24 protein-coding genes and 2 pseudogenes are annotated in these 26,828 nt (G+C 63.0%); 6 read left to right on the top strand and 20 right to left on the bottom strand.

The window, feature by feature from the left end; all coding sequences use genetic code 11:
* Positions 1-82: 82 nt before the first annotated feature.
* From ASD99_RS28040 to yajC, 4 genes are read right to left on the bottom strand one after another with little or no spacing between them, the layout of a single operon-like run.
* A complete protein-coding gene (locus ASD99_RS28040; protein ID WP_057145583.1) occupies positions 83-925 on the bottom strand; it encodes a phytoene/squalene synthase family protein in 843 nt (280 codons plus the stop codon).
* Between the two features lies 1 nt (position 926).
* Complete coding sequence (locus tag ASD99_RS28035) at positions 927-1,319, bottom strand: Mth938-like domain-containing protein (RefSeq protein WP_056582013.1); 393 nt, start codon at positions 1,317-1,319, stop codon at positions 927-929.
* A gap of 28 nt (positions 1,320-1,347) precedes the next feature.
* Positions 1,348-3,897: a protein translocase subunit SecDF gene (secDF, locus tag ASD99_RS28030; protein ID WP_056582011.1), complete on the bottom strand. Its 2,550-nt coding sequence runs from the start codon at positions 3,895-3,897 to the stop codon at positions 1,348-1,350.
* A 51-nt stretch (positions 3,898-3,948) separates the two neighbouring features.
* Positions 3,949-4,287 (bottom strand): preprotein translocase subunit YajC, encoded by a 339-nt coding sequence (gene yajC / locus ASD99_RS28025; RefSeq protein ID WP_056582009.1) that lies wholly within the window; start codon positions 4,285-4,287, stop codon positions 3,949-3,951.
* A gap of 301 nt (positions 4,288-4,588) precedes the next feature.
* Here yajC and ASD99_RS28020 point away from each other — a divergent pair, with 301 nt between their 5' ends.
* Entirely contained in the window at positions 4,589-5,464 is an 876-nt protein-coding gene (locus tag ASD99_RS28020; protein ID WP_056582378.1) for an ATP-binding protein, read from the top strand.
* Positions 5,465-5,607: 143 nt separating this feature from the next.
* Here ASD99_RS28020 and ASD99_RS28015 read toward each other — a convergent pair whose 3' ends face one another.
* The 13 genes from ASD99_RS28015 to ASD99_RS27955 all read right to left on the bottom strand — a co-directional run bounded on the left by ASD99_RS28015 (position 5,608) and on the right by ASD99_RS27955 (position 21,665).
* The gene (locus ASD99_RS28015) at positions 5,608-7,128 is read right to left on the bottom strand and encodes a peptidoglycan DD-metalloendopeptidase family protein (protein WP_056582006.1); all 1,521 of its coding nucleotides are present in this window, start codon (positions 7,126-7,128) and stop codon (positions 5,608-5,610) included.
* Between the two features lie 294 nt (positions 7,129-7,422).
* Positions 7,423-8,076 (bottom strand): protein-L-isoaspartate(D-aspartate) O-methyltransferase, encoded by a 654-nt coding sequence (locus ASD99_RS28010; RefSeq protein ID WP_056582004.1) that lies wholly within the window; start codon positions 8,074-8,076, stop codon positions 7,423-7,425.
* On the bottom strand, positions 8,073-8,831 hold the full coding sequence (gene surE / locus ASD99_RS28005; protein WP_056582376.1) for a 5'/3'-nucleotidase SurE: 759 nt from the start codon (positions 8,829-8,831) through the stop codon (positions 8,073-8,075). The genes ASD99_RS28010 and surE overlap by 4 nt, the downstream gene beginning before the upstream one ends.
* Positions 8,831-10,135 (bottom strand): serine--tRNA ligase, encoded by a 1,305-nt coding sequence (gene serS / locus ASD99_RS28000; RefSeq protein ID WP_057145581.1) that lies wholly within the window; start codon positions 10,133-10,135, stop codon positions 8,831-8,833. Before serS ends, surE begins: the two co-directional genes overlap by 1 nt.
* 188 nt (positions 10,136-10,323) lie before the next feature.
* The gene (gene tatC, locus ASD99_RS27995; RefSeq protein WP_057145580.1) at positions 10,324-11,199 is read right to left on the bottom strand and encodes a twin-arginine translocase subunit TatC; all 876 of its coding nucleotides are present in this window, start codon (positions 11,197-11,199) and stop codon (positions 10,324-10,326) included.
* Positions 11,196-11,927 carry a Sec-independent protein translocase protein TatB gene (tatB, locus tag ASD99_RS27990; protein ID WP_057145578.1) on the bottom strand — a complete coding sequence of 244 codons (732 nt, stop codon included), beginning with the start codon at positions 11,925-11,927 and terminating at the stop codon, positions 11,196-11,198. Before tatB ends, tatC begins: the two co-directional genes overlap by 4 nt.
* Positions 11,928-11,956: 29 nt before the next feature.
* Complete coding sequence (locus ASD99_RS27985) at positions 11,957-12,178, bottom strand: twin-arginine translocase TatA/TatE family subunit (RefSeq protein WP_013531295.1); 222 nt, start codon at positions 12,176-12,178, stop codon at positions 11,957-11,959.
* Positions 12,179-12,347: 169 nt separating this feature from the next.
* Positions 12,348-13,112 (bottom strand): SMC-Scp complex subunit ScpB, encoded by a 765-nt coding sequence (gene scpB / locus ASD99_RS27980; RefSeq protein ID WP_057145576.1) that lies wholly within the window; start codon positions 13,110-13,112, stop codon positions 12,348-12,350.
* Complete coding sequence (locus tag ASD99_RS27975; RefSeq protein ID WP_056582374.1) at positions 13,109-13,909, bottom strand: segregation and condensation protein A; 801 nt, start codon at positions 13,907-13,909, stop codon at positions 13,109-13,111. Before ASD99_RS27975 ends, scpB begins: the two co-directional genes overlap by 4 nt.
* Positions 13,910-13,971: 62 nt before the next feature.
* Positions 13,972-14,991, bottom strand: coding sequence for a beta-N-acetylhexosaminidase (gene nagZ, locus ASD99_RS27970; RefSeq protein WP_056581993.1), 1,020 nt, complete (start codon positions 14,989-14,991; stop codon positions 13,972-13,974).
* A 133-nt stretch (positions 14,992-15,124) separates the two neighbouring features.
* Complete coding sequence (locus tag ASD99_RS27965) at positions 15,125-18,514, bottom strand: SPOR domain-containing protein (RefSeq protein WP_057145574.1); 3,390 nt, start codon at positions 18,512-18,514, stop codon at positions 15,125-15,127.
* Positions 18,515-18,617: 103 nt separating this feature from the next.
* Positions 18,618-20,375 (bottom strand): arginine--tRNA ligase, encoded by a 1,758-nt coding sequence (gene argS / locus ASD99_RS27960; RefSeq protein ID WP_057145572.1) that lies wholly within the window; start codon positions 20,373-20,375, stop codon positions 18,618-18,620.
* 75 nt (positions 20,376-20,450) lie between these two features.
* Positions 20,451-21,665 carry a deoxyguanosinetriphosphate triphosphohydrolase gene (locus ASD99_RS27955; protein ID WP_057145570.1) on the bottom strand — a complete coding sequence of 405 codons (1,215 nt, stop codon included), beginning with the start codon at positions 21,663-21,665 and terminating at the stop codon, positions 20,451-20,453.
* Positions 21,666-21,741: 76 nt separating this feature from the next.
* Between ASD99_RS27955 and erpA the strand changes: the two genes are divergently transcribed.
* From erpA to ASD99_RS27935, 4 genes are read left to right on the top strand one after another with little or no spacing between them, the layout of a single operon-like run.
* The gene (erpA, locus tag ASD99_RS27950) at positions 21,742-22,089 is read left to right on the top strand and encodes an iron-sulfur cluster insertion protein ErpA (protein ID WP_056581985.1); all 348 of its coding nucleotides are present in this window, start codon (positions 21,742-21,744) and stop codon (positions 22,087-22,089) included.
* A gap of 2 nt (positions 22,090-22,091) precedes the next feature.
* On the top strand, positions 22,092-22,484 hold the full coding sequence (locus ASD99_RS27945; RefSeq protein WP_056581982.1) for a VOC family protein: 393 nt from the start codon (positions 22,092-22,094) through the stop codon (positions 22,482-22,484).
* 7 nt (positions 22,485-22,491) lie between these two features.
* On the top strand, positions 22,492-23,286 hold the full coding sequence (gene xth, locus ASD99_RS27940; protein ID WP_056581979.1) for an exodeoxyribonuclease III: 795 nt from the start codon (positions 22,492-22,494) through the stop codon (positions 23,284-23,286).
* A gap of 52 nt (positions 23,287-23,338) precedes the next feature.
* Entirely contained in the window at positions 23,339-23,656 is a 318-nt protein-coding gene (locus tag ASD99_RS27935) for a hypothetical protein (RefSeq protein WP_057145567.1), read from the top strand.
* Between the two features lie 49 nt (positions 23,657-23,705).
* Here ASD99_RS27935 and ASD99_RS27930 read toward each other — a convergent pair whose 3' ends face one another.
* Together ASD99_RS27930 and ilvD are read right to left on the bottom strand one after the other, a co-directional pair.
* Positions 23,706-24,545 carry a tetratricopeptide repeat protein gene (locus ASD99_RS27930; RefSeq protein WP_056581973.1) on the bottom strand — a complete coding sequence of 280 codons (840 nt, stop codon included), beginning with the start codon at positions 24,543-24,545 and terminating at the stop codon, positions 23,706-23,708.
* The gene (gene ilvD, locus ASD99_RS27925) at positions 24,532-26,256 is read right to left on the bottom strand and encodes a dihydroxy-acid dehydratase (protein WP_057145566.1); all 1,725 of its coding nucleotides are present in this window, start codon (positions 26,254-26,256) and stop codon (positions 24,532-24,534) included. Before ilvD ends, ASD99_RS27930 begins: the two co-directional genes overlap by 14 nt.
* Before the next feature lie 322 nt (positions 26,257-26,578).
* Between ilvD and ASD99_RS33720 the strand changes: the two are divergent.
* Positions 26,579-26,716 (top strand): annotated as a pseudogene (locus ASD99_RS33720) (IS5/IS1182 family transposase); the annotation flags it as partial.
* A gap of 9 nt (positions 26,717-26,725) precedes the next feature.
* On the opposite strand, the pseudogene ASD99_RS34405 reads toward ASD99_RS33720, so the two are convergent.
* Positions 26,726-26,828, bottom strand: a pseudogene (locus tag ASD99_RS34405) (IS630 family transposase); the annotation flags it as partial.

Below are 26,828 nucleotides of genomic sequence, written 5' to 3'. Positions count from 1 at the left end.
ATGGGTATCTCCTCCGAGCCGGTCTGTCGTCTACGGCGACAGTTTTCGGCTCGGAGATTCCTTAACATGATTGACGTTTACGTCAAAGTGCCGGCCAGCCTTTGCTCGCGCGGCGCAACAACAACCAATGCCGGCGCAAGGCCGACAGCCGCGCCACGCCATCAAGCGGCGAGCCATTCTCCATCTTGCCGAGATAGGCGCGAGACAGGGCCAGCGGCAGGAATGCCGGGCGCAGCGAGACCGGCAGAGCCGATGCGCCCTGTTCAAAGGCGGTGAGATGCTCCCGCGCCAGCGCCATCATCGCCGCCACCGCGCGCTTGGCACCGGGACCACCATCGCCGGTGACGAACTCCTGCGGCGAAGAACCTGCCGCAGCAAGGATATCAGCCGGGATGAAACATTGCCCGCGTTTGCGGTGCAGCGGCAACAGCAGTAGCAGGCCGGTCATCGCCTGCGCGCAGCCAGCCCTGCCCGCCAGTTCGGCAAAGCGCGGCGCCTCGACGGAATCGAGCACCATTGCCGCAAGCTGGATGAGCGCGGCCGCCGTCTCGCCGCAATAGCCTTCCAGATCGGTGCGCGACGGCATCGGATCGTCGTAGAGGTCGAAGATGCGCGCATCGAGCATGTTCTCGAAGGCCAGCTTCGGCAGGCTGAATGTCGCTATGGTGGCATTCAAGGCTTCAGCTGTGGGATGGCCGGCGCCCGCCTCCCCGCCGGCGGCAATGACATCGCGCCACCATTGCAGCCGCACCTCGCCAGGCAGCGCCTCGTGGATCCGATCGCGAATGCCTGCGATCTCGGCATTGAAGGCGTAGAGCGCAAACAGCGCGTCGCGCTTGTCGGCCGGCGCGTAGAGCGCGGTCAGATAGCGGTCATGGTCGGCGGGGCGCACCGCGTCCATGACGATTTTGGCATTCTGGGACATGTCAATCGACGGCGATGAGCGCGGCGGCCACGGCGCGCTCTTCCGCCAGAAGGACATTGTAGGTCCGCACCGCGGCACCGGTCGACATCGGGTCGGACGCAATGCCTGCCGCCTTCAGCGCGGCCCGCAGTGCGGCGGGCAACGGCCTGAGATCCCTACCCATGCCGACCAGCAGGATTTCGATCTTGTTGGCTTCGGCCAGCAGCCTGTCGAAATCCGCTACCGCCAGCACCTGAGGATCCGCCGGTTCCCAGCCATGGATGCCGGATGGCAGACAGAGCAGCGAGCCGCGATGCGACATGTCGGCAAAGCGGAACCCGCCATTGCCGTAGGCTTCGATCGGCGCGCGGCCAGGGAAATGCGCCGCGCGGATGACGATGCCTTTGCTGGTCACCGTTTTGTCACCCCTTCGGGGCGGCGCGTCAGGTCGCGACCGCCTTGCCGCCGCCGACTGGCTTTTCCTCGTCGGCCGTAGCCTGCGGCCGCAGCTTGAACAGGATCAGCAGCGGTGCGGCGATGAAGATCGACGAATAGGTGCCGAAGATGACGCCGAACAGCATGGCCATCGTGAACGAGCGGATCACCTCGCCGCCGAACAGCACCAGCGCCAGCAGCGCCAGGATCGTCGTCACCGAGGTCAGCGTCGTTCTCGACAGCGTCTCGTTGATGGCATTGTTCAAGAGTTGCGGCAGCGGCATGCGCTTGTATTTTCGCAGATCCTCTCGGACACGGTCATAGACAACGATCGTATCGTTCAGCGAATAGCCGATAATGGTCAGGATCGCCGCCAGCGATGACTGGTTGAATTCGAGCCCGGAGATGACGAAGAAGCCAAGTGTCATGACCACATCGTGCACCGTCGCAATGATGGCACCGACGGCGAACTGCCATTCGAACCGGAACCAGACATAGATCAGGATACCGAGCAGCGCGACAAGCATGGCGATTGTGCCTTGCTTGGCAAGTTCGCCCGAGACCGTCGGCCCCACCACTTCGACGCGGCGGAAGTCATAATTGTCCTGCAGTTCGCCGCGCACCTTGTCGATGACCGTCTGTTCGGCATTTTCGCCGCCATCCTGGGTACCGACCCGGATCAGCACGTCATTCGGCGCACCGAACTGCTGCACCTGCACTTCGCCGATATTAAGTTCGGTCAGCCGCGCGCGAAGGTCGGCGAGATCAGCATTGCCGCTCTTGGCCTGCACCTCGATCAGCGAACCGCCCTTGAAATCGATGCCGTAATTGATGCCGACGGTCATGAACAGCACCACCGACAGAATCGAAAGTGCGCTCGAGAGCGTGAACGTCCAGCGACGGATGCCCATGAAGGGGATCTTGGTGCCGGGCGGAACGAAGGTTACCGGGGCACGCGGCAATTCCTTTGGACGTGCCCGGCGCAGCCAGATCGAGACCAGCAGTCGGGTGAAGGTGAAGGCGGTGAAGACGGTTGTCAGGATGCCGATCGCATAAGTGATGGCAAAGCCCTTCACCGGCCCGGTACCGAGATAGAACAGCACCACGGTGGCGATCAGCGAGGTGATGTTGGAATCGACGATGGTTGCCAGCGCTTTGGTGAAACCGGTATCGATCGCCTGGATCACGGAGCGGCCGGCGCGCCGCTCCTCGCGGATGCGCTCGTAGATCAGAACGTTGGAATCGACCGCCATGCCGATGGTCAGCACGATACCGGCGATACCAGGCAAGGTCAGCGTCGCACCAAGCAGCGAAAGCACACCGACGATCATCGCCACGTGCACAGCCAGCGCGATGTTGGCGAGGAAGCCGAGGAAGCCATAGGCGACGAACATGAAGGCAACGACGAGGATCGAGCCGATGATGCCGGCGACCTTGCCGGCATGGATGGAATCCTGGCCGAGACCCGGACCAACGGTACGCTCTTCGATCACCGTCAGCGTCGCGGGCAAGGCGCCAGCGCGCAGCAGCACCGCGAGGTCGTTGGCGCTCTGGGCGGTGAAATTGCCGGAGATCTGGCCGGTGCCGCCCAGGATCGGCTCGCGAATCTGCGGCGCCGAAATCACCTGGTTGTCGAGGATGATGGCGAACAGCTTGCCGACATTCTGCGAGGTTGCCTGGCCGAAACGCGCAGCACCCTTCGAGTCGAAGCGGAACGACACCACCGGCTCGTTGTTCTGCGAATTGTAGGTCGCCTGCGCATCGACGAGGTTTTCACCAGAGACGATGACGCGGTTCTCGATCAGATAGGGAACCGGCGGATCGTCCTGCGAATACAGCACCGACGAACCGGCGGGTGGGCGCCCATTGAGCGCGTCCTGCACCGGCATCGACTGGTCGACCATCTGGAAGGTCAGCTTGGCGGTCTGGCCGAGGATTTCCTTAAGCCTCTGCGGGTCCTGAAGACCCGGCACCTGGACGAGGATACGGTCGTCGCCCTGCCGCTGCACGATAGGTTCGGTCGTGCCGAGTTCGTTGACGCGGCGCTCGACCACCTCGATCGACTGCGTCAATGCGGTCGATGTGCGATATTTGATGCCGGCATCGGTGACGGTGAACTTGAGCAGGCCGGGCTCGGAATCGTCGAGCGTCATTTCCTGGATGGAGCCGCCGGTGAACAGGCCGGCGGCGACCGGATCGGTCAAGGTCTTCAGCGCCGTCTTGGCGGCTTCGAGCTGGGCGGGATCGGTGATGCGGACCTGCAACGTCCGTCCCGTGCCGGCAAGGCCGGTATAGCCGATCTTGGCGTCGCGCAGCAGGGTGCGGATCTCGTCGCGCGTCGTCTCCAGCCGGTCCTTGATCAGATCGTTCTGATTCATCTCCAGCAGGATGTGCGAGCCGCCCTGCAGATCGAGGCCGAGCGTCATCTGGCGCTTCGGCACCCAACTGGGCAGTTGGGCCAGCGTGCTGGCGGAGAACAGGTTGGGCGCGGCGAGGATCACTGTGATGGCCACGGCCACCCAGATCAGGATCATCTTGAAGCGCGAAAAATACAGCATAGGGCGTCGTCCGTCAGAGCGTGTCCGCGGATCGCTCCGCCTAAAATTGGATTATTTCTTGGCGTTCTGGTTCGCCACCGGCTCGCCCTTGACGCGCACATCGGCGATCGTCGAGCGCAGCGCCGTCACCTTCAAGCCATTACCGAGGTCGATCTCGAGCTCGGTATCGTCGATCACCTTGGTCACCTTACCGACGAAGCCGCCGCCGGTGACGACCGTATCGCCGCGACGGACCGCGGCCAGCATCTCGCCGCGCTTCTTCAGCTGCGTGCGCTGCGGCCGGATGATCAGAAAATACATGATCACGAAAATCAGGACAAACGGCAAAATGCTGATGAACATGTCGGGAGAGGCGCCGATACCTTGGGCGTATGCCGGTGTCACGAACATCGAGGTACTCCTGAATTTTGAAAACAGCCGCCAATTTTGCGGCCCCTTGAAATTTGGCCGGAATATAGTCGGTAAAGTTGTCAATGCAACTGCGCGGCCGGGCAAATCGGCTGCTTTTCCGGCCTGTTGAGCCGTGTTAGAGCATGATCGCGAAAAGCGCGAGCCGGTTTTCTCGGACAAACGGAAACCGTTTGTCCAAAGATCACGCTCGAACGAAAGGTTGCAACCGGTTTTGCATCAGACGGAATCGGCCACGTTCACGCTCCCACACGTCAAAAACGCGAAAAACAAAAAGACAGACATGACCGACAGCAGCATTGAAGCCCTGAACCAGAAGCTCGACCGGCTGATCGAGGCGGTGAGCCGCCTCGCCCCGCCGCCGGTGCCCCAAACCGACCTCGGCGAGGCCGATTGCTTCGTCTGGCAGGCCGATCCGGGCTATCTGGAGCCGGTGCGCAAGGTCAACCGCGTCGACATCGGCTTGATCCGTGGTGTCGACCGCGTCCGCGACATCCTTGTCGACAACACCGAACGCTTCGCGGCCGGCTATCCAGCCAACAACGTGTTGTTGTGGGGCGCGCGCGGCATGGGCAAATCGTCGCTGGTCAAGGCCGTACATGCCGAGATCAACGCCAAGGCCAAGTCCGACCTGCCGTTGAAGCTAATCGAAATCCACCGCGAGGACATCGACACGCTGCCGAGGCTGATGGGATTGCTGAAGGCGGCCCCCTTCCGCTTCATCCTGTTTTGCGACGACCTCTCCTTCGACCACGACGACACCTCCTACAAATCGCTCAAGGCAGCGCTCGAGGGCGGTGTCGAGGGGCGCCCGGCCAATGTCATCTTCTATGCCACCTCGAACCGCCGGCATCTGCTGCCGCGCGACATGATCGACAATGAGCGCTCGACCGCGATCAACCCGTCCGAAGCGGTCGAAGAAAAGGTGTCGCTGTCCGACCGCTTCGGCCTGTGGCTCGGCTTCCACAAATGTTCGCAGGACGAATATCTCGACATGATCGACGGCTACGTCAGGCATCACGATCTCGCCATCGACCCCGAGCAACTGCGCGCTGAGGCGCTGGAATGGGCAACGACGCGCGGCAGCCGCTCGGGCCGCGTCGCCTGGCAGTTCACGCAGGACCTGGCTGGACGGCTCGGCAAGCCGCTGAAGGACTAGAACCATGATTCCGAAAAGTGGAGGCCGGTTTTCGGAAAAGATCATGGTCAAGAAAAGCAACTGAAAAAGCCCGTTCCTTGCGGAACGGGCTGAGCCGGCGGGCGGACTGGAGGTCAGACGTCCCGCAAATTGCTTTTTTTCTTCTATTCGAGATAGCCTGACGGGTCGACCGGAGCCGAATTCTTGCGCACTTCGAAATGCAGCTTCGGCGAGTCCGTCGTGCCGCTCATGCCCGACAGCGCGATTTCCTGGCCGCGCTTGACCTTCTGGCCGCGCTGGACCTCGATCGAGCTGGCGTGGCCGTAGACGGTGACCAGACCATTCTCATGGCGCACCAGCACCGTGTTGCCGAATTCCTTGAGGCCGTCGCCGGCATAGATGACGACACCGTTCTCGGCAGCCTTGACCGGCGTTCCCGTCGGCACGGCGATGTCGACGCCATCCTTGCCGGAACCGAAACCGGAGATCACGCGGCCGCGCACCGGCCAGCGCATCTTGCCGATGCCGGTGGCGTCGGGCGCGACGGCGTCGTCGTCCTCGGCCTGCTGGATGACTTTCGAATCTTTCTTCGGCGGCGTGTAGGACGCCAGCGTCTCCGACGGCGTGGTCTTTGCCGCTGGCTGCGTGGTGGCCGTGGTCACCGGATCGACCTTCGCTGGCTTGGCGCTGGCGGCGGTCGCGGTTCCGCCGGCCGGCACCTTCAAGGTTTGGCCGATCTTGAGCAAGCCATCCTTCATCCCGTTGGCCTGCTTCAGCGCAACGACGCCGACGCCGGTCTTCCTGGCAATCGAGGACATCGTATCGCCCGACTGGACCGTGTAGGTGCCTGCAGCGCCAGTCGACTTGGCCGCGGCCACCTGCGGCTTGGGCTCCTTCGGCTGGCTTGCCGCGGCCGAAGTGTCGACCTGAGCGGCGGATTTGCCTTCCTTGAGCTTCGGCTGCTGCGGCAGAACGGCGACCTTGTCCGGCGCGGTGGCCGGCAGGTCATGCTTGCCGTCTTTCGCCGGCTTGGCATCGGCGACTTTCGGCTCGCCCTTGCTCGAATAGGCGTAGGCCGGGATGACCAGCTTCTGACCGGTCTTCAGTCCCTTGGTCGCGCTCAGCCCGTTGACCTTCATGATCACGTCGGACGGCACCTTGTAGCGTTGCGCCAGGCCGCCAATCGTTTCGCCGTCCCGAACGACAATCTCGGTTGCATGCGGCTTACCAGACGACGCCACTCGCGGTTCATCCGGCTGCGCAACCTTGAACGGCGATGCAGCCGGAGCGACGGTACCGGTCGTGGTCCTGTCGACATGCGGCGCCGGAGCCAATGCGGTCCGTACCGGCTTTGAGGCTGGCGCCAGTGCCGGAGCCGGCTGTGCCTGGGCAACGGGCGGCGGCAGCGGCCGCGTCGAGACCGGCTCGAGGCTGGAGCGGCTGACCGATTGTGTGTGGCTGCCATCGATCGGAGCGGCGGCGACGTCACCCGGATAGGGCTGCTGCACGGCGTCCTGCTTGTTGATGATGGCGCGCTGATTGTTGGTCGAGGATGTAAAGACGTCATCGACGCCATTGAACCGCGAAACCTGGGAACTGCACCCGGCCGCGGCGCCTGCAATCATGAGGACGGCGCAGCCTCGCGCCAGATTGCGTCCATTTGCCTTCAAAACACTGAGTTGCATCGCACTGACCCGCACATACCCGGTACAAACTAGGCATGATTAAAGCGCGTTAATGTTACTCGACGGTTAACCTCATGGAATCCGGCGCAATTTTCTTAAAATATTAGAGAGCGAGCTGAGGGGTGGTGAGATTTAGGTCACGCAGAGACGGAGTCGAAGACGAGCGCGAAGCGACCAAACGAGATGGCTTTCGGGGGCGCCCTCGCGACGAGCGGAGCGTACTTAAAGTGCCCGAGCACCGGAAGCGCAGGAAACCAACGTTTGCAGGTCGGCCTCACCTGAATATCAACGCCCCTAGATGACGGCAGCGACACTGCGCAGGATCGGCTGCAGGCGGACAAGGCCGATGTCCTCGCGCTCGAACCGGCTGCCGACCTTGGTCAGCTTGGCCAGCACCTGTTCGCCCTCCTCGGGTCCTATCGGAGCGATGACGATGCCGCCGCTCGACAATTGGTCGAGCAGGAAGCGCGGCAGGCTGTCGAAGGCGGCCCAGGCGACGATGCGATCGAACGGCCCTTCATTCGGCAGGCCGCCGGAACCATCGGCGTGGCGCACGATCACGTTGCCGATGCCGAGCGCCTCGAAACGCTGCCTCGCCTGCTCGACGAGCGTCTTGTAGCGATCGGTGGTGACGACCCGCGCCGCCAAGCGCGACATCACCGCCGCTGTGTAGCCGGAGCCGGCGCCGACCTCGAGCACGCGGTTGCCCTGCTCGATGGCGAGCGCCGCGATCACCGCTGCCTGCATGTCGGCGCCTTCGATCGCTTCGCCGCATTCGATCGGCAGCATGCGGTCCGACCAGGCGATGGAATGGAACTGGGCAGCCAGGAAACCGCGTCGCGGCGTCGCCTCGAAGGCCGCGATCAGCGCCTTCGGCACTGTTCCCCGGCCGCGCAGGCGCAGCAGAAAGGCGGCAAAGCCTTCGCGGTCATCGAGCCCCTGGTTCATGCAAGCGCCTTGCTCAGTTGGTCACGGATTTCATGCGCTGTGAGGTCGAGTTGCAGGGGCGTCACCGACACCAGCCTGTTGCGCAAAGCGTAGAGGTCGGTGCCTTGCTTGCCTTCGACAGGCTCGCGGCCGAAGCGCAGCCAGTAGTAAGGCAGGCCGCGCCCGTCGCGGCGCTCATCGACCCACAGGGAGTGCACCAGCTTGCCTTGCGTGGTGACCACCGTCCCGGCCACCTCTTCGGGAAGGCAGTTGGGAAAATTGACGTTGAGCAGAACGCCGTCCGGTAGCGGGGTCGCAACCAGCTTCTTCAGCAAGGCCGGCGCCAGCGCCTCGGTCGTCTCGTAAGGCACGACGCGATCTTCGCCGACATAGCTGTAGCCCTGGCTGAGCGCGATCGAGCGGATGCCGAGCAGCGCGCCTTCCATGGCGCCGGCGACGGTGCCGGAATAGGTGACGTCGTCGGCGATGTTGGCGCCGGAATTGATGCCGGATAGGATCAGGTCGGGTGCGCCAGGCAGGATCTTCTTGACGCCCATGATGACGCAATCGGTCGGCGTGCCGCGCACGGCAAAATGCTTCTCGCCGATATTGCGCAGCCGCAGCGGCTCCGAGATCGACAGCGAGTGCGCGTAACCGGACTGGTCCTGCTCCGGCGCCACCACCCAGACATCGTCGGACAGCGTGCGCGCGACGCGTTCGAGCGACGCCAGGCCCTCGGCATGAATGCCGTCGTCATTGGTCAGAAGAATGCGCATCATTTCGCTTCGATCTTTTCCAGACCGCCCATGTAAGGCCGCAGCACTTCAGGAATGGTTACGCTGCCATCCTCGTTCTGGTAATTTTCGATGACGGCGATGAGCGCGCGGCCAACCGCCGTGCCCGAACCGTTGAGCGTGTGGACGAAGCGGTTGCCCTTGCCGTCCTTGTCCTTGTAGCGGGCGTCCATGCGGCGCGCCTGGAAATCGCCGCACACCGAGCAGGACGAGATCTCACGATAGGCGTTCTGGCCGGGCAGCCAGACCTCGATGTCATAGGTCTTGCGCGCGCCGAAGCCCATGTCGCCGGTGCACAGCGTCATGGTGCGGAACGGCAGGCCGAGCCGCTTCAGCACTTCCTCGGCGCATTGCGTCATTCGCTCGTGTTCGGCAAGTGACGATTCCTGGTCGGTGATCGACACCAGCTCGACCTTGTAGAACTGATGCTGGCGCAGCATGCCGCGCGTGTCGCGCCCGGCCGAGCCCGCTTCCGAACGGAAGCACGGCGTCAGCGCGGTGTAGCGCAGCGGCAGCTTTTCATGCGCGGTGATTTCCTCGCGCACCAGGTTGGTAAGCGGCACTTCGGCGGTGGGTATCAGGCCAAGCCTGCCCTCCCCATGCGGCGTGAAGAACAGGTCTTCCTCGAACTTCGGCAGCTGGTTGGTGCCGAACAGAACGTCGTCCTTGACCATCAGCGGCGGGATGACTTCTTCGTAGCCATGCTCGGTCGTGTGCAGATCGAGCATGAACTGGCCGAGCGCGCGTTCCATCCGCGCCAGACCGCTCTTCAGCACGGTGAAACGCGAGCCCGACAGTTTCGCCGCCCGCTCGAAATCCATCATGCCGAGCGCTTCGCCGATCTCGAAGTGCTCCTTCACCCAGTTCGACCGCGTCGGCACCTTGCCGACAATGTGCTTCACCACATTGTCGTGCTCGTCCTTGCCGACAGGCACGTCGTCGAACGGTATGTTGGGCAGCACCGCCAGCGCATCGTTCAGCGCCTTGTCGAGTTCGCGTTCGCGCGCCTCGCCGTTCTGGATGAAGGTCTTGATCTCGCCGACTTCGGCTTTCAGCTTCTCGGCAAGGGCCGCATCGCCCGAACGCATGGCGTTGCCGATCTCCTTCGAGGCGGCATTGCGGCGCTCCTGCTTGGTCTGCAGTTCGGTGACGTGTTCGCGCCGCGCCTCGTCCGAGGCGATCAGCCCGTCGACCGTGGACTGCGCCTCGTCAGCCGACCACGAGCGCTTCACCAGCGCCTCGACAAGGGCCTTCGGGTTGTCGCGAATCCATTTAATGTCAAGCATGGTTCATCCGTCCTCAGGGAGCATATCGCCCAAAAGTGCGCAGCGTTTTGGGACAACGACATGCTTCAAACAAAGCTGAAACGCATCGCGTGGATAGCGATGCGTTTCAGCCAGAGGGCGTAAACCGCATCCTTGATCGATGCAAGATGAGGCTAGGCTGCGGCTGCCGTTTTCCACGCAGCCCGGTGTTACGAGGCCGCAGGCGCCGGAGGCTCGTCCGGGGCCTTGTCCGCCACGGTCTCCGCCGCGTCCCGCTTCTCGCGTGCCACACGCTGCTTTTCCTGATCGCGCTCGATCAGCCGGGCAGCCCAGATGGAGACCTCGTAGAGAAGGATGGTCGGGATGGCCAGGCCGATCTGGCTCATCGGATCGGGCGGCGTCAGCACGGCCGCAACGACGAAGGCGATGACGATCGCCCATTTGCGCTTCTCGGCCAGCCCCTTGGACGACAGCATGCCGACTCGTGTCATCAGGCTGGTCACCACCGGCAACTGGAACACCAGGCCGAAGGAGAAGATCAGCGTCATGATCAGGCTGAGATATTCCGACACTTTCGGCAGCAGCGAAATCTGCACCTGATCGTCGGTGCCGGCCTGCTGCATGGCGAGGAAGAACCACATCACCATCGGCGTAAAGAAGAAATAGACCAGCGACGCGCCCATTAGGAACAGGATGGGCGACGCGATCAGGAACGGCAGGAAGGCGTTGCGCTCGTTCTTGTAGAGGCCGGGCGCGATGAATTTGTAGATCTGCGTGGCGATCAGCGGAAAGGCGATCACCATGCCGCCGAACATGGCGAGCTTGACCTGGGTGAAGAAGAATTCCTGCGGCGCGGTGTAGATCAGCTCGACCTTGTGCGGATCGAGCCCTGCCCACTGCGTCGCCCATTTGAACGGGACGACCAGAAGGTTGAACAGCTTCTTGGCGAAGAAGAAACAGACCAGGAAGGCAACGAAGAAGCCGCCCAGCGACCAGATCAGCCGTCGTCGCAGCTCGATCAGATGCTCCATCAGCGGCGCCGACGATTTCTCGATCTCGTCTTTTTCGGTGTCCGAAACGCTCACTTGGCGGCTCCAGCCGTCTTCTTGGCCGCCGGCTTCTTCGCCGCGGCAGGCTTCGGTTCGGCTTTTGCCACGGTTTTGGTCGCGATCACCTTGGCCTCAGCAGGCTTCGCGGCGACCGTTTTCGCCGGCGCCGGAGCCTTTGCGCCATTTGCCGAAGCCTTGGCCGATGCTTTTGCTATCGGCATCGCTTTTGCCGGCGCAGGCTTGGCTGCATTCTTCGCCGGGGACGCCTTCGGAGTCACAACAGGTGCCGTCGGCAGTGACGACGTCACCACAGATTCGTCTGTCATCGCCGGAAAAATCGGCGCTGCTGGTGCTGCTTCAGCCGCGTTACCGCCAGGCATGGTCGTTGCACCATTCTTCAACGGCTCGGCCGCCTGCGGGGTCGAAGCGACAGGTGTTGCCGGATCATCCGCCGGCTTCGGCTTCATCGCCGCGTCGACGCCGGAGCGAACGTCGGCCGCGGCCTGTTCGAACGGATTGAGCTGCTTCCTGATCTCGGCCATCGGGCTGAGCCCCCTGAGCTCGTCGACTGACTTCTTGACGTCGTCGAGCTCGGCTTCCTTCAGCGCCTCGTTGAACTGTTTCTGGAAATCGGATGCCATGGCGCGCAGCTTCGCCGTCGTGCGGCCGAAGGTGCGCAGCATATTGGGCAAATCCTTGGGCCCGACGACCACGATCATGACGATCGCGATGACCAGCATTTCGGTCCAGCCGACTTCAAACATGGCACTCTGTTCCGACTAGAACCTGTGGCTCAGCTCTTGCTGGCTTTTTCCTTCGCGGCCGCGACGGTCTCGTCGGCGCGATGTTCGACGGTGCGCTTGTCTTCGGCAACGTCGTCGTCGGCCATGCCCTTCTTGAAGCTCTTGATGCCCTTGGCCATGTCGCCCATCAGCTCGGGAATCTTGCCGCGGCCGAACACCAAAAGCACGATCACCAGCACGATCATCCAGTGCCAAATCGAAAATGAACCCATAGCAAATCTCTCTCGAATGTTTTCCCTGGCGATGATCTATGCGCTTTCGCGTTGGGATTCAAACACAACCGCGACAGAGTTTATGAAAGGGTGGCGGATGTCACGCATTTTCAACGCGATGGCCCGCTACGAATCCGCGCATCCTCATCAAGTTGGCCACTAATGCCAGTCAATCTTCCGTGACGCGCGGCGTCAGCAAGCCGAGTTCCTCGAGGTCGATGTCGGTCAGCGCATCCTCGTCGTCGGTCAGTGCGTCGGGATCGGCAGGCGGCTGCGGAATGGCGAAATTCGACGGCATGCGGCCCGAAAGCAGGCCGGCACCCTTCAACTCCTCCATGCCCGGAAGATCGCGGATCTCTTCCAGGGCGAAATGGTCGAGGAAAGTGTCGGTGGTGCCGTAGGTGACAGGGCGTCCCGGCGTTTTGCGCCGGCCACGCATGCGCACCCATTCCGTCTCCAGCAGCGTGTCGAGCGTGCCTTTCGAGGTTTCGACGCCGCGGATGTCCTCGATCTCGGCGCGCGTCACCGGCTGGTGATAGGCAATGATCGCCAGCACTTCGAGGGCCGCGCGGGAGAGCTTCCTTTGTTGGACAGTATCCCGGCTCATCAGGAAAGCGAGATCACCGGCCGTGCGGAACGCCCAGGCGTCGCCGATACGCACCAGATTGACGCCGCGCCGCGCATAGATCTGCTGCAACTCGGCCATGGCCAGGGCGATGTTGATGCCGTCCGGAAGGCGTGCCGCAAGCTGCTTTTCGCTGACAGGCTCAGCGCTGGCGAACACGATCGCCTCGGCCATGCGCACGGCTTCCGCCATATGCAACCGCTCGGCCGGGTTCTGCGCCTGCTCGGCCGGTTCCTGCGAAAACAGCTCCTCTTCGGGTTCATCGCCGACCTTGAACGGGATAACCGAAGCGTTGGCGCGTTCGCTCATGATGCCACCTCGACTGCCTTGATTGCCTGCGTGCGGCCGCGCAGATAGATCGGCGCGAACACTTCGTCCTGCCGCACATCCATCTTGCCTTCGCGCACCAGCTCCAGCGTGGCCGCAAACGAACTGGCGATCGCCGTGCGCCGCTCCTCGGGGCTGGTCATGTACACGATCAGAAAACTTTCCAGCGTCGTCCAGTCGCTCACGGCCCCGACCAGGCGGGTCAGGATATCGCGCGCGTCCTTGAGCGACCAGACACCGCGCCTCGCGATCGTCACATTGTTGATCGCCTGCTTCTGCCGCTGCTGGGCGTAGGCGGTCAACAGATCGTAGAGCGAGGCCGAATAGGCGTTGCGCTTTTCGACGATGACCATTTCCGGCATGCCGCGCGCGAACACGTCTCGGCCGAGCCGGTTGCGGTTGACCAGGCGCGCCGAGGCGTCGCGCATGGCCTCCAGCCGCTTCAGCCGGAACTGCAGCACCGCCGCCAGTTCCTCGCCGCTTTCGCCCTCGTCGCCCGGCTGCTTGGGGATCAGAAGCTTCGACTTCAGGAAAGCCAGCCACGCCGCCATTACCAGATAGTCGGCAGCGAGCTCGAGCCTGAGCGCCCTCGCCGTCTCGACAAAGGTCAGATATTGCTCGACCAGCGCCAAGATCGAAATGCGCGCCAGATCGACCTTCTGGGTGCGTGCAAGATGCAGCAGAAGATCGAGCGGACCTTCGAAGCCGGCCACGTCGACGACCAGCGACGGGTCGCCTGTGACGCGTGAATCGTCATTCTCGGCCCACAGACGGTCCATCGGTGCGGCCTTCGCGGCCTTGCTTTCCAATGTTTCCGCCACGGCCTGTCACTTTCCTTTTGCTATGCCACCGCATCGAAGTAGGTGGCGAATTCGGCACGTATTTCGGTTTCTTCAACCGTGTCACGGTTCTTTATATAGGTCAGCGCCCGCTTTGCTCGCTCCAGCGACGTGCCCTCAAGCCCCGTCGTGCGCGATGCGATGCCGGCCATCTCCTCGAAAACGCCGTTGCAGTGAAGGACCAGATCGCAGCCCGCCGCAAGGATCGAGGCCGCCTTTGTCGGGAAATCCCCAGAAAGTGCCTTCATCGACGTGTCGTCGCTCATCAGCAACCCGTCGAAGCCGATTTCGCGCCGGATGATCTCGTCGATAACCTTGCCGGAGGTGGTCGCCGGGTTGTTGGGGTCGATCGCGCTGTAGACGACATGCGCCGTCATTGCCATCGGCAGATGGTTGAGCTCCCGGAACGGGGCGAAATCATGCCGCTGCAGATCGCTGAGCGAGGCATTGACAACAGGCAATTCGAAATGCGTGTCGGCAAAGGCGCGTCCATGGCCCGGAATATGCTTCATCACAGGCAGCACTCCACCTGCCATTAGCCCTTCCGCGGCAGCACGGCCGAGTTCAATCACCGGTCGTGGGTCCTTGCCATAGGCGCGTGCGCCAATGACGTCGCTGGCGCCCTCGATCGGCACGTCGAGCACCGGCAGACAATCCGCGGTGATGCCGTAACGCAGCAGGTCGAAGGCATGCAGCCGCGCCATCAGCCACGCCGCGCGGGCGCCGGCATCATGGTCGTCGCGCCACAGCGCCCCGAGCGCGCCGCCGGCCGGATAGTTCGGCGCCAGCGGCGGCCGCAGTCGTTGCACACGGCCGCCTTCCTGGTCGATGAACACCAGCGCGTCCGGGCGCCCGATACAGTCGCGCATCGAGGCGACCAGATCGCGGATCTGTTCGGTCTCGCCGATGTTGCGCGCAAACAGGATGAAGGCCCACGGGCATTCATTGCGATAGAAATTGATTTCTTCGCGGGTGAGCGATTTCCCGGCACAGCCGAGGATCATGGATTTTGATTCGGTCATGTCAGGAGTCTAAAGCTTCGAGCGATCAAAGGGAATCATCCGGATCACAAGCGATCAAATGCCAGATCTGCTTTCCCCATGAAAAAAGCCGGCGCGGTGACCGCGCTGGCTTTTTGATCGGTTGGCTCCAGTTCTAGCGCGAGACGAAACAGTTGCCGCCGGCGGCCTTGTAGCTGGTGCACAAATTGATCGCGTCATTGCGCGACTGGGCCGGGACGCGCACGCGGTAGAACGTGCCCTTGCCGGCGATCTCGGCCTTGACGATGTTGGCGGTACGCCCGGCGAGCACGCTGCCGTAGCGGCGCTGCAGGTCCTGATAGCTCGACTGGGCGCTTTCGACCGTCGGCTGCGAAGCGATCTGCATCGACCACGAACCACCGCCGGTCGCGGTCGATGCCGGGTCGATGGACGCAACCTGATCGGGCTTGACCTCGCCGACGACATCGACCGGCTGGTCGGACGGGCGCTGCGGCGCGAGCGGAACCTTGGCCGGCGTGTTGGCCGACTGGGCCTTGGCCTCAGCCTTGGGCTTGGCTGCCGGCTTGAGGGCCGGCTCGTCGTCCACCTGGGCGGCGGCAGGCGCCACGGTGCCGGTCTGGTCCGCATCGGCCTGCGCCGACGGGGCAACATGCTGCGGCGCCGGGTCGACCGGCTCCGTTGCGGCCACTTGCGGGGCGGCAGGCGCCGGATCTTCACGCGGCACCAGCGAACCGTCCGACTTGACCACCATGGTCCTCACCTTGCGCGGCGCAACGGCGACGACATCGGCATTGGTGCCCTTGTCGGCATCCTGCAGCACCTGCGCGATGCGGTCCTCGGACTTGGGCGTGGCCGCCGAGTTGTCGGCCGAAGCGTCGCCGGCCGTTGACGCAGCGTTGCCGACATCGGTTCCAGCGGCACCTGCGTTCTGGTCCGGTGAAAGATCGATGGCGCGGGCCGGGTCCTTCGCCTGGACGTCCACTGGCTCTTCGGTGGTGGTGACCAGTTTTTCCTGGACCGGCTCCGCGGGCTTCGCGCCCCTGACCGCGTCGTAGACCTTGTTGTCCTGGTTCGGCACCACGGCTCCACCCGGATTCTCCGGCTTGACCTTGATCGGCGCGTTGTCGGCCTTGACGATCACCGGCGCATCGCTGCCGCCCTTGCCACCGAAAGACAGCGCAAAGGCACCGAGGCCGCCTGCGACCGCCACCGCGCCGACAATTGCGGCAATGAACAGGCCACGTCCACGCGATGGCCTCGCGGCTCCACGCTCGCCGAGACCGGGAACAGCCATCGTCTCGTCAAGTTCGGGATCGTAGTCCAATTCATCGACGGTGAAATCATCCGCCTGTGAAACCGGCTGGCTGCCGGGCAGACTGTCGAGATCGAAGCCGTCGGACGCATCGGCGTAACCCGTAGGCGCCGCCGCGCGGGCAGATATTTCCATCGGCCGCGCCGCATAGGTCCGCGCTTCCGGCTCATAACCCGGCTTGACCCCGTCATAGCCCGGCTTGACGCTGTCATAGCCCGGGCTGACACTGTCATAGCCCGGCTTGAAGCCTGCGGCGTAGGAGTCATCATCGTAAGACGCGCCGGCCACGCTGCCTGCGGGAGCGACCTCCACCGCGTTCATCTCGGAGAGAAGGCTGGAGAACTCGGCGTCGAGATCGTCATAGCCAGACGTCGCCGGCTGATCTTCCTCGAAGTGCAGTTCCGGAATATCGAGATCGTCCGCCAGCGCCACGACACGCTCGGGCACATCGACGGTCTCAACATCGGGCATGTCCTCGTAACGCGCGGACTGGCGCGATTGAGGCGCCGATACAGGGGCTGCGGGCGCGACGGTCTCGACCGGCTCGGCCGAACGGTAGGACGTCACCGCGGCGACTGCCGGCGCTGCGGCCATGGATGCCATCGAAGCGGCCGGCTGAGCGCTAAAAGCAGGCTGAGCGCTGAATGACGGCTGCTGCGGAACCGGCGTCACGCGGCTCCACGAACGGGCTACCTCTGGCGGCGCGGAACGTTCCGCCAGCCAATCGAGAGAATCCGCCGAATTGTCCCGGGCCATGTCACGCGGGTCGAGGTTTTTGGCCAAAGCCGCGTCGAACGCATCATTGTCGAAATCGACATCGCCATGCCCGGCAACACCCGAGCCCGAATCCAGGCCCTCAACTTCATCAAGCATAAGATCGTCGAGATTCGCATCGGCCGCTTGCACACTACCAACGTGCTGATTCTGCTCAGGCGCGGATTCATCAAGATCCCACTCGAGGTCACCGACAAGTTCGGCCGGTTCTTCGGCGGTCTCTGCTGCTTCGACGACAGGCGGCTGGGCGGCGACAGGCGGCGGAGGGGCGACAGCTGGCTGAGCCGTGACGGGCTCGCTGGCCACCGGCGCCGTGCGTGCGGTCATGGCGCCCAGCAGCGCGTTCAACTCGTCTTCCAGGCTTCGCTCATCCGCGATCGGGGCTTGCACCGGCTCGGCCATATCAGCGGCTGGCACCACCGGCTGGAGCGAAGCGGCGGCAATTTCAGCGACCGGCTCTTCCACTGTTTCGGCAAACGTATCGTCGAAGTTCAGGTCGAAAGCATCATCCGACGCAGCTTCAGGGCTGGAAATCTCGCCCTTCGCATCAGTGGTATCGGCAAGCACATCATGCGCTTCCGGCTCGTCGAATGCGACCGGCGCATCAGCGCGAACGTCAAAATCCATGTCGACATCAGCCATGGCGTCGTCGAAGTCGCCGGCACGATACTCACCGGAGATTGCCTGGCCGTCACGCGCGGCCGCCTGCTCCGGCATGGGATACTCGACGGGATCGGCAGCCGTGTAGGACTGTTCCGCCGCCGAATGGTCGTCAAGCATCAGTTCGTCTTCGAGCGAGATCGCAACCGCATCGTCGAACACCACTTCATGATCGGAAGCCGTCTCGACTGAAGCTGGCGCATCGGCGCCGGCCACAGCGGGCTGGGTCTCTTCGGCTTCCTCATCGATCCGAAAATCATGGTCGAGCGACGCGGCAAGCTCGTCAGCCATCGGCTGATCGTCCTCGAAGGGCGAGACATCCTCAAGCGAACTGGCGACGGCATTGTCGAAATCGGAGTCGAAAGCCGGCTCGACGGATGGCGCGGCTTCGGCCGCGCCAAGTTCAACATGGCTGGCGACGGCTGCATCGCCGTCGATTTCAGCCAGATCCAGATGGAAGTCGTCATCGAGCGAGACGGCAAGATCGTCGTCGGCTGCGCTGACGGTGGCCGCCTCGAACAAAGGCTCCTGCTCGAAAGTCGGCTCATGAGCCTCGGCAACCGGAGCGGCGTCGCTGTCGTCAGCGCCGAACTCGCCCATCATCTCCTTCTCGAGATCGATATCGAAATCGCCCTCTTCCGCCACGTGATCGGCGGCGGGGGCTTTCGGCTGGGCGGGCGACTGCGGCTTGACCGGCTGGCGCGGGTCGAACCCCATGATCCTGGTCAGCTCCGCGAACGGATCATCGTCAGAGATGTCGTTGATGTCGGCTACTCTCAGCTGGGTTCTGTCTGCCATTATTGTTCCCGAACTCGCACTCATTCGGACGCCATGGACGTCGCGTAGGGTTGGCCCTTACCAGCGCAATGTGGGCAAAAGGTGACAGGTTATTTAGTCAAACCTAACGCATTTCGGTGGGCGCGGCGGCTCCGATCAACGTCAGGCCGGACGTCAAAACGTCCGAAACAGCCTGCACCAGCCCTAGTCTGGCATGCGTCAATTGTCGGTCGTTAACCTTAACAAAACGTAAGTCCGGATTATCCGTGCCACGGTTCCAGTGTCCGTGGAAGCTGGAAGCCAGATCATAGAGGTAGAATGCCAGCCTGTGCGGCTCGAGCGCAAGTGCCGCGGACTCGATCAGACGCGGGTATTCGGCAAGCTTGCGGATCAGGCCGATCTCGCCCTCGTCGGTCAGCAAAGCCACGGCGGACGCCAGGCTGTTGCGGTCGAAATTGGCCTCGCCCAATTGCTCGCTCGCCTGCCGGAACACCGAATGGCAGCGCGCCGAGGCGTACTGCACATAAAACACCGGATTGTCCTTGGACTGCTCGGTCACCTTGGCGAAGTCGAAATCCAACGGTGCATCGTTCTTGCGGTAGAGCATCATGAAGCGGATCGCGTCGCGGCCGACCTCCTCCACCACTTCGCGCAGCGTCACGAAATCACCGGACCGCTTCGACATGCGCACCGGTTCGCCATCGCGAAACAGTTTCACCAACTGGCAAAGCAGCACGGTGAGCTTCACCTCTTCGCCGGCAATCGCCCGCGCCAAGGCTTCCAGCCGCTTGACATAGCCGCCATGGTCGGCGCCGAGCACATAGATCAGGTCGACGAAACCACGATCGACCTTATCCTTGAGATAGGCCACGTCGGCGGCGAAATAAGTGAATGAGCCATCCGACTTGACCAGCGCCCGGTCCATGTCGTCGCCGACCGCGGTCGAGCGGAACAGCGTCTGCTCGCGGTCCTCCCAATCGTCGGGCTTCTCGCCCTTGGGCGGCGGCAACTTGCCCTTGTAGATATGGCCCTTCAGCGTCAAATCGTTGATCGCCGAGCGGATCTTCCTGGCATTGTCGGCGTGCAGCGTGCGCTCGGAGAAGAACACGTCGTGATGCACGTTGAGCATAGCCAGATCCTCGCGGATCATCGCCATCATCGCATCGATGGTGCGGTCCTTGACGATAACGAGCGCCTCGTCATCCGGCATCTGCAGAAGCGAGCGGCCGAATTCCGCGACCAGCGCCTGGCCGACTGGCACCAGGTAATCGCCGGGATAGAGGCCGGCGGGTATTTCGCCGATGTCGTCGCCCAGTGCTTCGCGGTAGCGCAGCAATGCGGAACGGCCGAGCACGTCGATCTGCGAGCCGGCATCGTTGATGACATATTCCTTGGTCACGTCGTAACCGGCAAAGGCCATCAGGTTGGCGAGCGCGTCGCCGACGACGGCACCCCTGCAATGGCCGACATGCATCGGCCCGGTCGGATTGGCCGAGACATATTCGACATTGGTCTTCCTGCCGCCGCCAACCGTCGAGCGGCCGTAGTTGCGGCCCTCGCCAAGCAGTGCGGTCAGATGCGTCTGCCAGAAGCCGTCCTTGAGCCTGAGATTGACGAAACCAGGACCGGCCACTTCTGTCGCGGCGACATCCTTGTCGTCGCGCAGCGCCAGCGCCAGTCTTTCGGCCAGCGCGCGCGGATTCTGACCGGTCGGCTTGGCCAGCACCATCGCCGCATTGGTCGCCAGGTCGCCATGGCTGGCGTCGCGCGGCGGCTCGACGGCAATGCGCGACAGATCCGGCGAAACGCCATCATTGTCTTTCAAATCAAGCGCTTCGACGGCTTTTATGATTCGCGCGGTGAAATCGGCGAAGATGTTCATTTGTGTGACTCTGGGGTCTGGCTCTGGCGGCTTTGCAGCGAATCCGGCTCGTTGGCCGGCAAAATCGAGCCCGCCCTAGCTCAATTCAGGCGTATGGTCAAACAAACGCCGGTGTTCCTTGAGCGCGTAGGTGTCGGTCATACCCGCCAGGAAGTCGGCGACGCTGCGCGCCTTGATGCGATCGTCGGCCCGATCAAGCCCCTCGCGCCAGCCGTCCGGCATGGCGCGCGGATTGGCGAAATAGGCGTCGAACAGATCCTTGACGATCTGCTCGGCGTCCGCGCGCACCCGCATCACCTCCGCATGCCGATAGAGATGCTTGTAGAGAAAGGCCTTCAGTTCTTTCTCCAAGGCGGCCATTTCGGCCGAGAAAGTGACCATCGTCTCGCCCGCCGCCCTCACCGCATCGGCGCTCTGCGGCCTGATGCGCTCCAGATTGGCTGTGGTGGAGACAATGACATCCTCGACCATGGCGGTGATCTGTCGCCGCATCAGTTCATGGCCGGTGCGCACGTCATCGAGGGAGGGATAGCGTGCGCGCACGCCTTTCAGGATCGTTCCCGGCAGCGAAACCGTATCCAGCATGCCCAGCGTCAAGAGCCCTGCCCTCAACCCGTCATCGATATCATGCGTGTTGTAGGCGATATCGTCGGCGATCGCCGCGCATTGCGCCTCGATGCCGGCAAACCGGTCCATCTCAAGGTCGTGCAGTTCGGAATAATCACGGATCGCCTGTGGCACCGGCCCTTTCAGGCCTTTGCCGTTGGCGTCCGTCAGCGGTCCATTGTGCTTGACCAGGCCTTCCAGCGTTTCCCAAGTCAGATTGAGCCCGTCGAATTCGGCATAGCGCGCCTCAAGCCTTGTCACGATGCGCAGCGACTGCGCGTTGTGGTCGAAGCCGCCCCAGGCGGCCATCTTCTCGTTCAGCGCGTCCTCGCCGGTATGGCCGAAGGGCGTGTGGCCGAAATCATGTACCAGTGCCACCGCCTCGGCCAGATCCTCGTCGCCACGCAGCGCCCGTGCCAGGGCGCGCGCGATCTGGGCCACCTCGATCGAATGGGTCAGCCGGGTGCGGTAATGGTCGCCTTCATGCGCAATGAAGACCTGCGTCTTGTGTTTCAGCCGGCGGAACGCCGTCGAATGGATGATGCGGTCGCGGTCGCGCTGGAACGGCGTGCGGGTCGGGCTTTCCACCTCGTCGAACAGCCGCCCGCGCGACTTTGCCGGATCGCAGGCATAGGCTGCGCGTGGCCGATAACCGAATCCGATGTCGCCCAACTCATTGGTCATGGCTGATGCTGCCGCAGTTGACTTGGCCCCTCGCGCTTCATACCTATCATGTGAAACCGAAAGCAAGGTGACGCCCATGGGCGCTGATGCCAAGACTGCCATGAAAGTCGATATGACCGAGGCCGCCGCCAGGCGGATCGCCAAGATTGTCTCGGGCGAGGCCGGCAAGACGGCGCTGCGCGTTTCGGTCGAAGGCGGTGGCTGCTCGGGCTTCTCCTACAAGTTCGACCTGGTCGAAGGTGCGAATGACGATGACGTCGCCATCGAGAAGGACGGCGCCACAGTGCTGATCGACGACCTCTCGCTGGTCTATATGGGCGGCTCTGTGATCGATTTCGTCGACGATTTGATGGGCCAGTCGTTCCAGATCCGGAATCCGAATGCCGTCGCCTCCTGCGGCTGCGGCACGAGCTTCTCTGTATAGCCATGCCTGCCATCGGCGCGGTCCGTCAGATCGCGCTGTCGGCTGGACGTGACCTCGACGCGACACTGGCCTTCTGGCGCGACGTGCTCGGCATGAGTCTGCATGCCCGCTTTGATCCGCCGGGCATCGCCTTCATCATGGCCGACGATATCAGACTGCTGTTCACCGACGGCATACCTGCCGGCACCGTCTATCTCGACATATCGGACCTTGAGGACTTCCATGCGCAGGCGAAAGCTTCGGGTGTCCCTTTCACCGCGCCGCCGTCGCTTGTCCATCGCGATACCGAGGGCCAGTTCGGTCCAGCGGGGGAAAGCGAATGGATGGCCTTCCTAAAGGACCCGGCGGGCAATACGATCGGACTGGTCGAACGCCATCCGCCGCAAGAACAATGAGACCGTCATGAAAATCGTCACCTGGAACATCAACGGCGTGCGCGCCCGAATTGGCAACCTGACCCATTGGCTGACCGAGAGCGCGCCCGACATCGCCTGCTTGCAGGAGATCAAGACTGTCGACGAGCAATTCCCGCGCGCCGAGATCGAGGCGCTTGGCTACAATGTCGAAACTCATGGCCAGAAGGGCTTCAACGGTGTCGCCATCCTCTCGAAATTGCGCTTCGACGAGGTGATCCGAGGCCTGCCCGGCGACGATTCCGACGAGCAGGCGCGTTTCATCGAAGGCGTTTTCTCGACCGACAAGGGTGCATTGCGCGTCGCCTCGCTCTATCTGCCGAACGGCAATCCGATCGATGACGAGAAAAAGTTCCCCTACAAGCTGTCCTGGATGGCACGGCTGGAGCGCTGGGCGCAGGAGCGGCTCAAGCTGGAGGAGGCCCTGGTGCTAGCCGGTGACTACAACGTCATTCCCGAGCCGATCGACGCGCGGTTTCCGGAGAACTGGCTGGGCGACGCGCTGTTCCAGCCACAGACGCGGCAAGCCTTCCGGCGGCTGCTCAACCTTGGTTTCACCGAGGCGGTGCGCGCGGTCACCGACAGGCCCGACACCTATACGTTCTGGGACTATCAGGCCGGCGCCTGGCAGAAGAACAACGGCATCCGCATCGACCATCTGCTTTTGTCGCCGGAAGCCGCCAACCGTTTCTCATCGGCTTCGATCGAAAAGCATGTGCGTGCCTGGGAAAAGCCTTCCGATCACGTGCCGGTGGCGATTGATCTAGCGCTGCAGCCTGCCTGACTGCGTTAAACCCTCACATCGCCCCATTTTGCGCCGTTGGTTGCGGGCCAGCATGGCGGCTGGGGTTCCCATGACCATTCGATTTTCTATTTGTCCGATCGGCCTGGCATTTGTCCTGGCCGCTCCTGCGGCGGCATTTGCCGACCAGGAATGCCTGGCCAATGGAAAATCCTACCAGCTTGGCCAGGTCGCCTGCCTGACGGTTGCCGACCAGAGCCATCTGGCCCGCTACGACCTGGTGCTCAACAACACCTCGTGGACGAAGGTCGCGGACAGCTGCCCCGCAAACACGATTGCGCCGCACCCGCACGCCACGCCGATCTCGACGCCGGCTCCCAGCATGGTGCCGACGGAGCCGAGCGCGCACTGATCAAGATCGAAATAGAGTGCTGTTGGGTGAGGCCAGCGCGGCTGCAAAACTACTGGTCCGCGTTGTTGCCCTTGGTAAGGATGTCATCAGCCAGCGAGATCGCGGTGCGGCGGTCGGCTTCGCCGGCAGTGGCGAATGCCTCCTCCTGCATGCCGCGGATCCAGGGCTGATCGGCAGGCGAAGCGCGTTCGAGCGCTGCCGTCATCATCGCCAGGCCACGAACGATCTTGCCGCTCTGGAACAACAGGTGGCCCAGTGTCGCCTGGGCGCCGGCATGGCCCTTTTCGGCAGCGAGCTGGAACCAGCGCCCGGCCTGCCTGACGCTGGCCTTCACGCCGCCCTCGCCCTTCAGGAACATCTGCCCCATTTCGAACTGCGCGTTGGGATTGCGATAGTTGGCGGCGGCGCGCATGTAATATTCCTGGGCCGCGACCTCGTTCTCGGTAACCGGGCTGCCGGGAATACCCTTGCGCAGATAGTCGCCAAGTGCCACCAGCGCGTCGGAGACATAGCTTTCCTCGGGCGAGCCGGGCTCGACATCCTGGTCGACGATTTCCGAGAAGAACTTGAACGCCTCATAGTCGTCGCGCGCCACGCCATCGCCCTCGGCATACATGCGGGCAAGCTTCCAGGTGGCACCGATCTGGCCGTTCTCGGCGGCGTATTTATAGGCCTCGGCGGCCTGTTCCTTGTGGCCGTTCTTATAGGCGGAGAAGCCGAACTGGAACACTGCCCAGGGGCTGGATTGCGGCTTCACGCCGGTCTTGTCGTCGAACACCTTGTCGTCGAAGGCCATGGCCTGGCCCACGGCGCCAAAGGTCGCGCCAAAAGTGGCGATCACGACCAGTGCCGAAAAGACAGACGACCTCAACAACTCAGATGTCCGCATAGCAATGTGTTTCTTTCGCACCGCCCGGATGGGTCACCGCGCCATCGCGCGCCGGCCCTACCGTCTGTGCATATTTCCATATCGCGCCCGACTGATAGTCGGTCGTGCGCGCCTTCCAGGTCTTTGCCCTCGCCGCCAGTTCGCTATCGGACAACGCCACCTCGATCGTGCCGTTCACCGCGTCGATCGAGATCACGTCGCCATCCCTGAGCAGCCCGATCGGACCACCCACGGCTGCCTCGGGCCCGACATGGCCGATGCAGAAACCGCGCGTCGCGCCCGAGAAGCGCCCGTCGGTAATCAGCGCCACCTTGCCGCCCATGCCCTGGCCGTACAGCGCTGCCGTCGTCGACAGCATCTCGCGCATGCCGGGACCGCCGCGCGGCCCTTCGTAGCGGATGACGAGAACCTCGCCTTCCCTGTAGTTGCGATGCGTCACCGCCTCGAAACATTCCTCTTCCGAATCGAAGCAGCGCGCCGGGCCGGAGAACTTCAACTCCGCCATGCCCGCGACTTTCACGATCGCGCCTTCGGGGGCAAGGTTTCCCTTCAAGCCCACGACACCGCCGGTTTGGGTAATGGGTCTGTTGGCCGGGCGGACCACATCCTGGTGTTCATTCCAGGCAACGTGCTGCATGTTTTCGGCCAAAGTGCGGCCAGTCACGGTCATGCAGTCGCCATGCAGATAACCGTGGTCGAACAGCGTCTTCATCAACAGCGGAATGCCGCCGGCCTCGAACATGTCCTTGGCGACATATTTGCCACCCGGCTTGAGGTCGGCGATGTAGGGCGTCTTCTCGAAGATCTTCGCCACGTCGAACAGGTCGAACTTGATGCCGGCCTCATGCGCGATCGCCGGCAGATGCAGTGCCGCGTTGGTCGAGCCGCCGGTTGCCGACACCACGGTCGCCGCGTTTTCCAGCGCCTTCAACGTGACGATGTCGCGCGGCCGGATATTCTTCGCGATCAGTTCCATGATCTTTTCGCCCGAGGCGAAATTGAAACGGTCGCGCATCTCGTAGGGTGCCGGCGCGCCGCAGGAGTAGGGCAGCGCCAGGCCGATCGCCTCGGCGACGGTGGCCATGGTGTTGGCGGTGAACTGGGCGCCGCAGGAGCCGGCCGACGGACAGGCGGCTTGCTCGATTTCAAGCAGTTCGGCATCGTCGATCGTGCCGACCGAGTGCTGGCCGACCGCCTCGAACACGTCCTGCACGGTGATCTGGCGGCCGCGATAGCTGCCGGGCAGGATCGAACCGCCATAGATGAAGATCGATGGCACGTTGAGACGCACCATGGCCATCATCATGCCGGGCAGCGACTTGTCGCAGCCGGCCAGGCCAACCAGCGCATCGTAGCAATGGCCGCGCATAGTGAGTTCGACCGAATCGGCGATGACCTCGCGCGACACCAGCGACGACTTCATGCCCTGATGGCCCATGGCGATGCCGTCGGTGACCGTGATGGTGCAGAATTCGCGCGGCGTGCCGCTGGCGGCCGCGACGCCCTTCTTGACCACCTGTGCCTGGCGCATCAGTGAGATGTTGCAGGGCGCCGCCTCATTCCAGCAGGACGCGACGCCGACCAGCGGCTGCGCGATCTCGGCCGCCGACAGGCCCATCGCATAGAGATAGGAACGGTGCGGCGCACGCGCCGGACCGACGGTCACATGGCGACTGGGCAGCTTGGCCTTGGAGATGATTCTGGCGTCCATACTCTTCCTTGCCGCGGGCGGTGCGGCCTGCCCCATCGCCGAGCCTTTTGGCGCGTGTCCCGAGACAAGATCGAGGTGCGCCGGGTTTATGGCGGGAAATGGGCAATTTCCTCAGCCTGACTTCTAGCGCGGGGGTTGTTCAGAAAGTGTTGCCAAAACGTCACAATCGCACGAGGCGAAAGCGGCGCGCCTCGTATACAACGCAGCTTGGCTGAGACAATCGCGGGCAGTGCGAACTCAAACGAAAAAGGCCGGGCGATGCCCGGCCTCAGACTGCTGACAAACCCCTGGCATTTGCCGGGGGTTTTTGATTCACTGGGTCATGTTGAAGCGACCCGCCCCTGAACAGACCGCGCTCGAGATGGTAACGCTCGATCAGCTGGTTCCCGCCGATCACCTGTTGCGCAAGATCGACCGTGTGATCGATTTCTCCTTCATCCACGAACTGACCGCGCCGCTCTAGAGCCTTTCACGTTTTGACGGAAGCATAGCCTGCGTTTTGGAAGTAGTTCTTGCATTCGGCTGCCTCGATGGTTTCGACGAGGTGGCCGATGTGGCGCCAGGTGTCCTCG

The organism is Mesorhizobium sp. Root695 (assembly GCF_001428185.1).
Taxonomy (GTDB): Bacteria; Pseudomonadota; Alphaproteobacteria; order Rhizobiales; family Rhizobiaceae; genus Mesorhizobium.
This window is presented reverse-complemented; position numbering and strand designations above follow the sequence as displayed.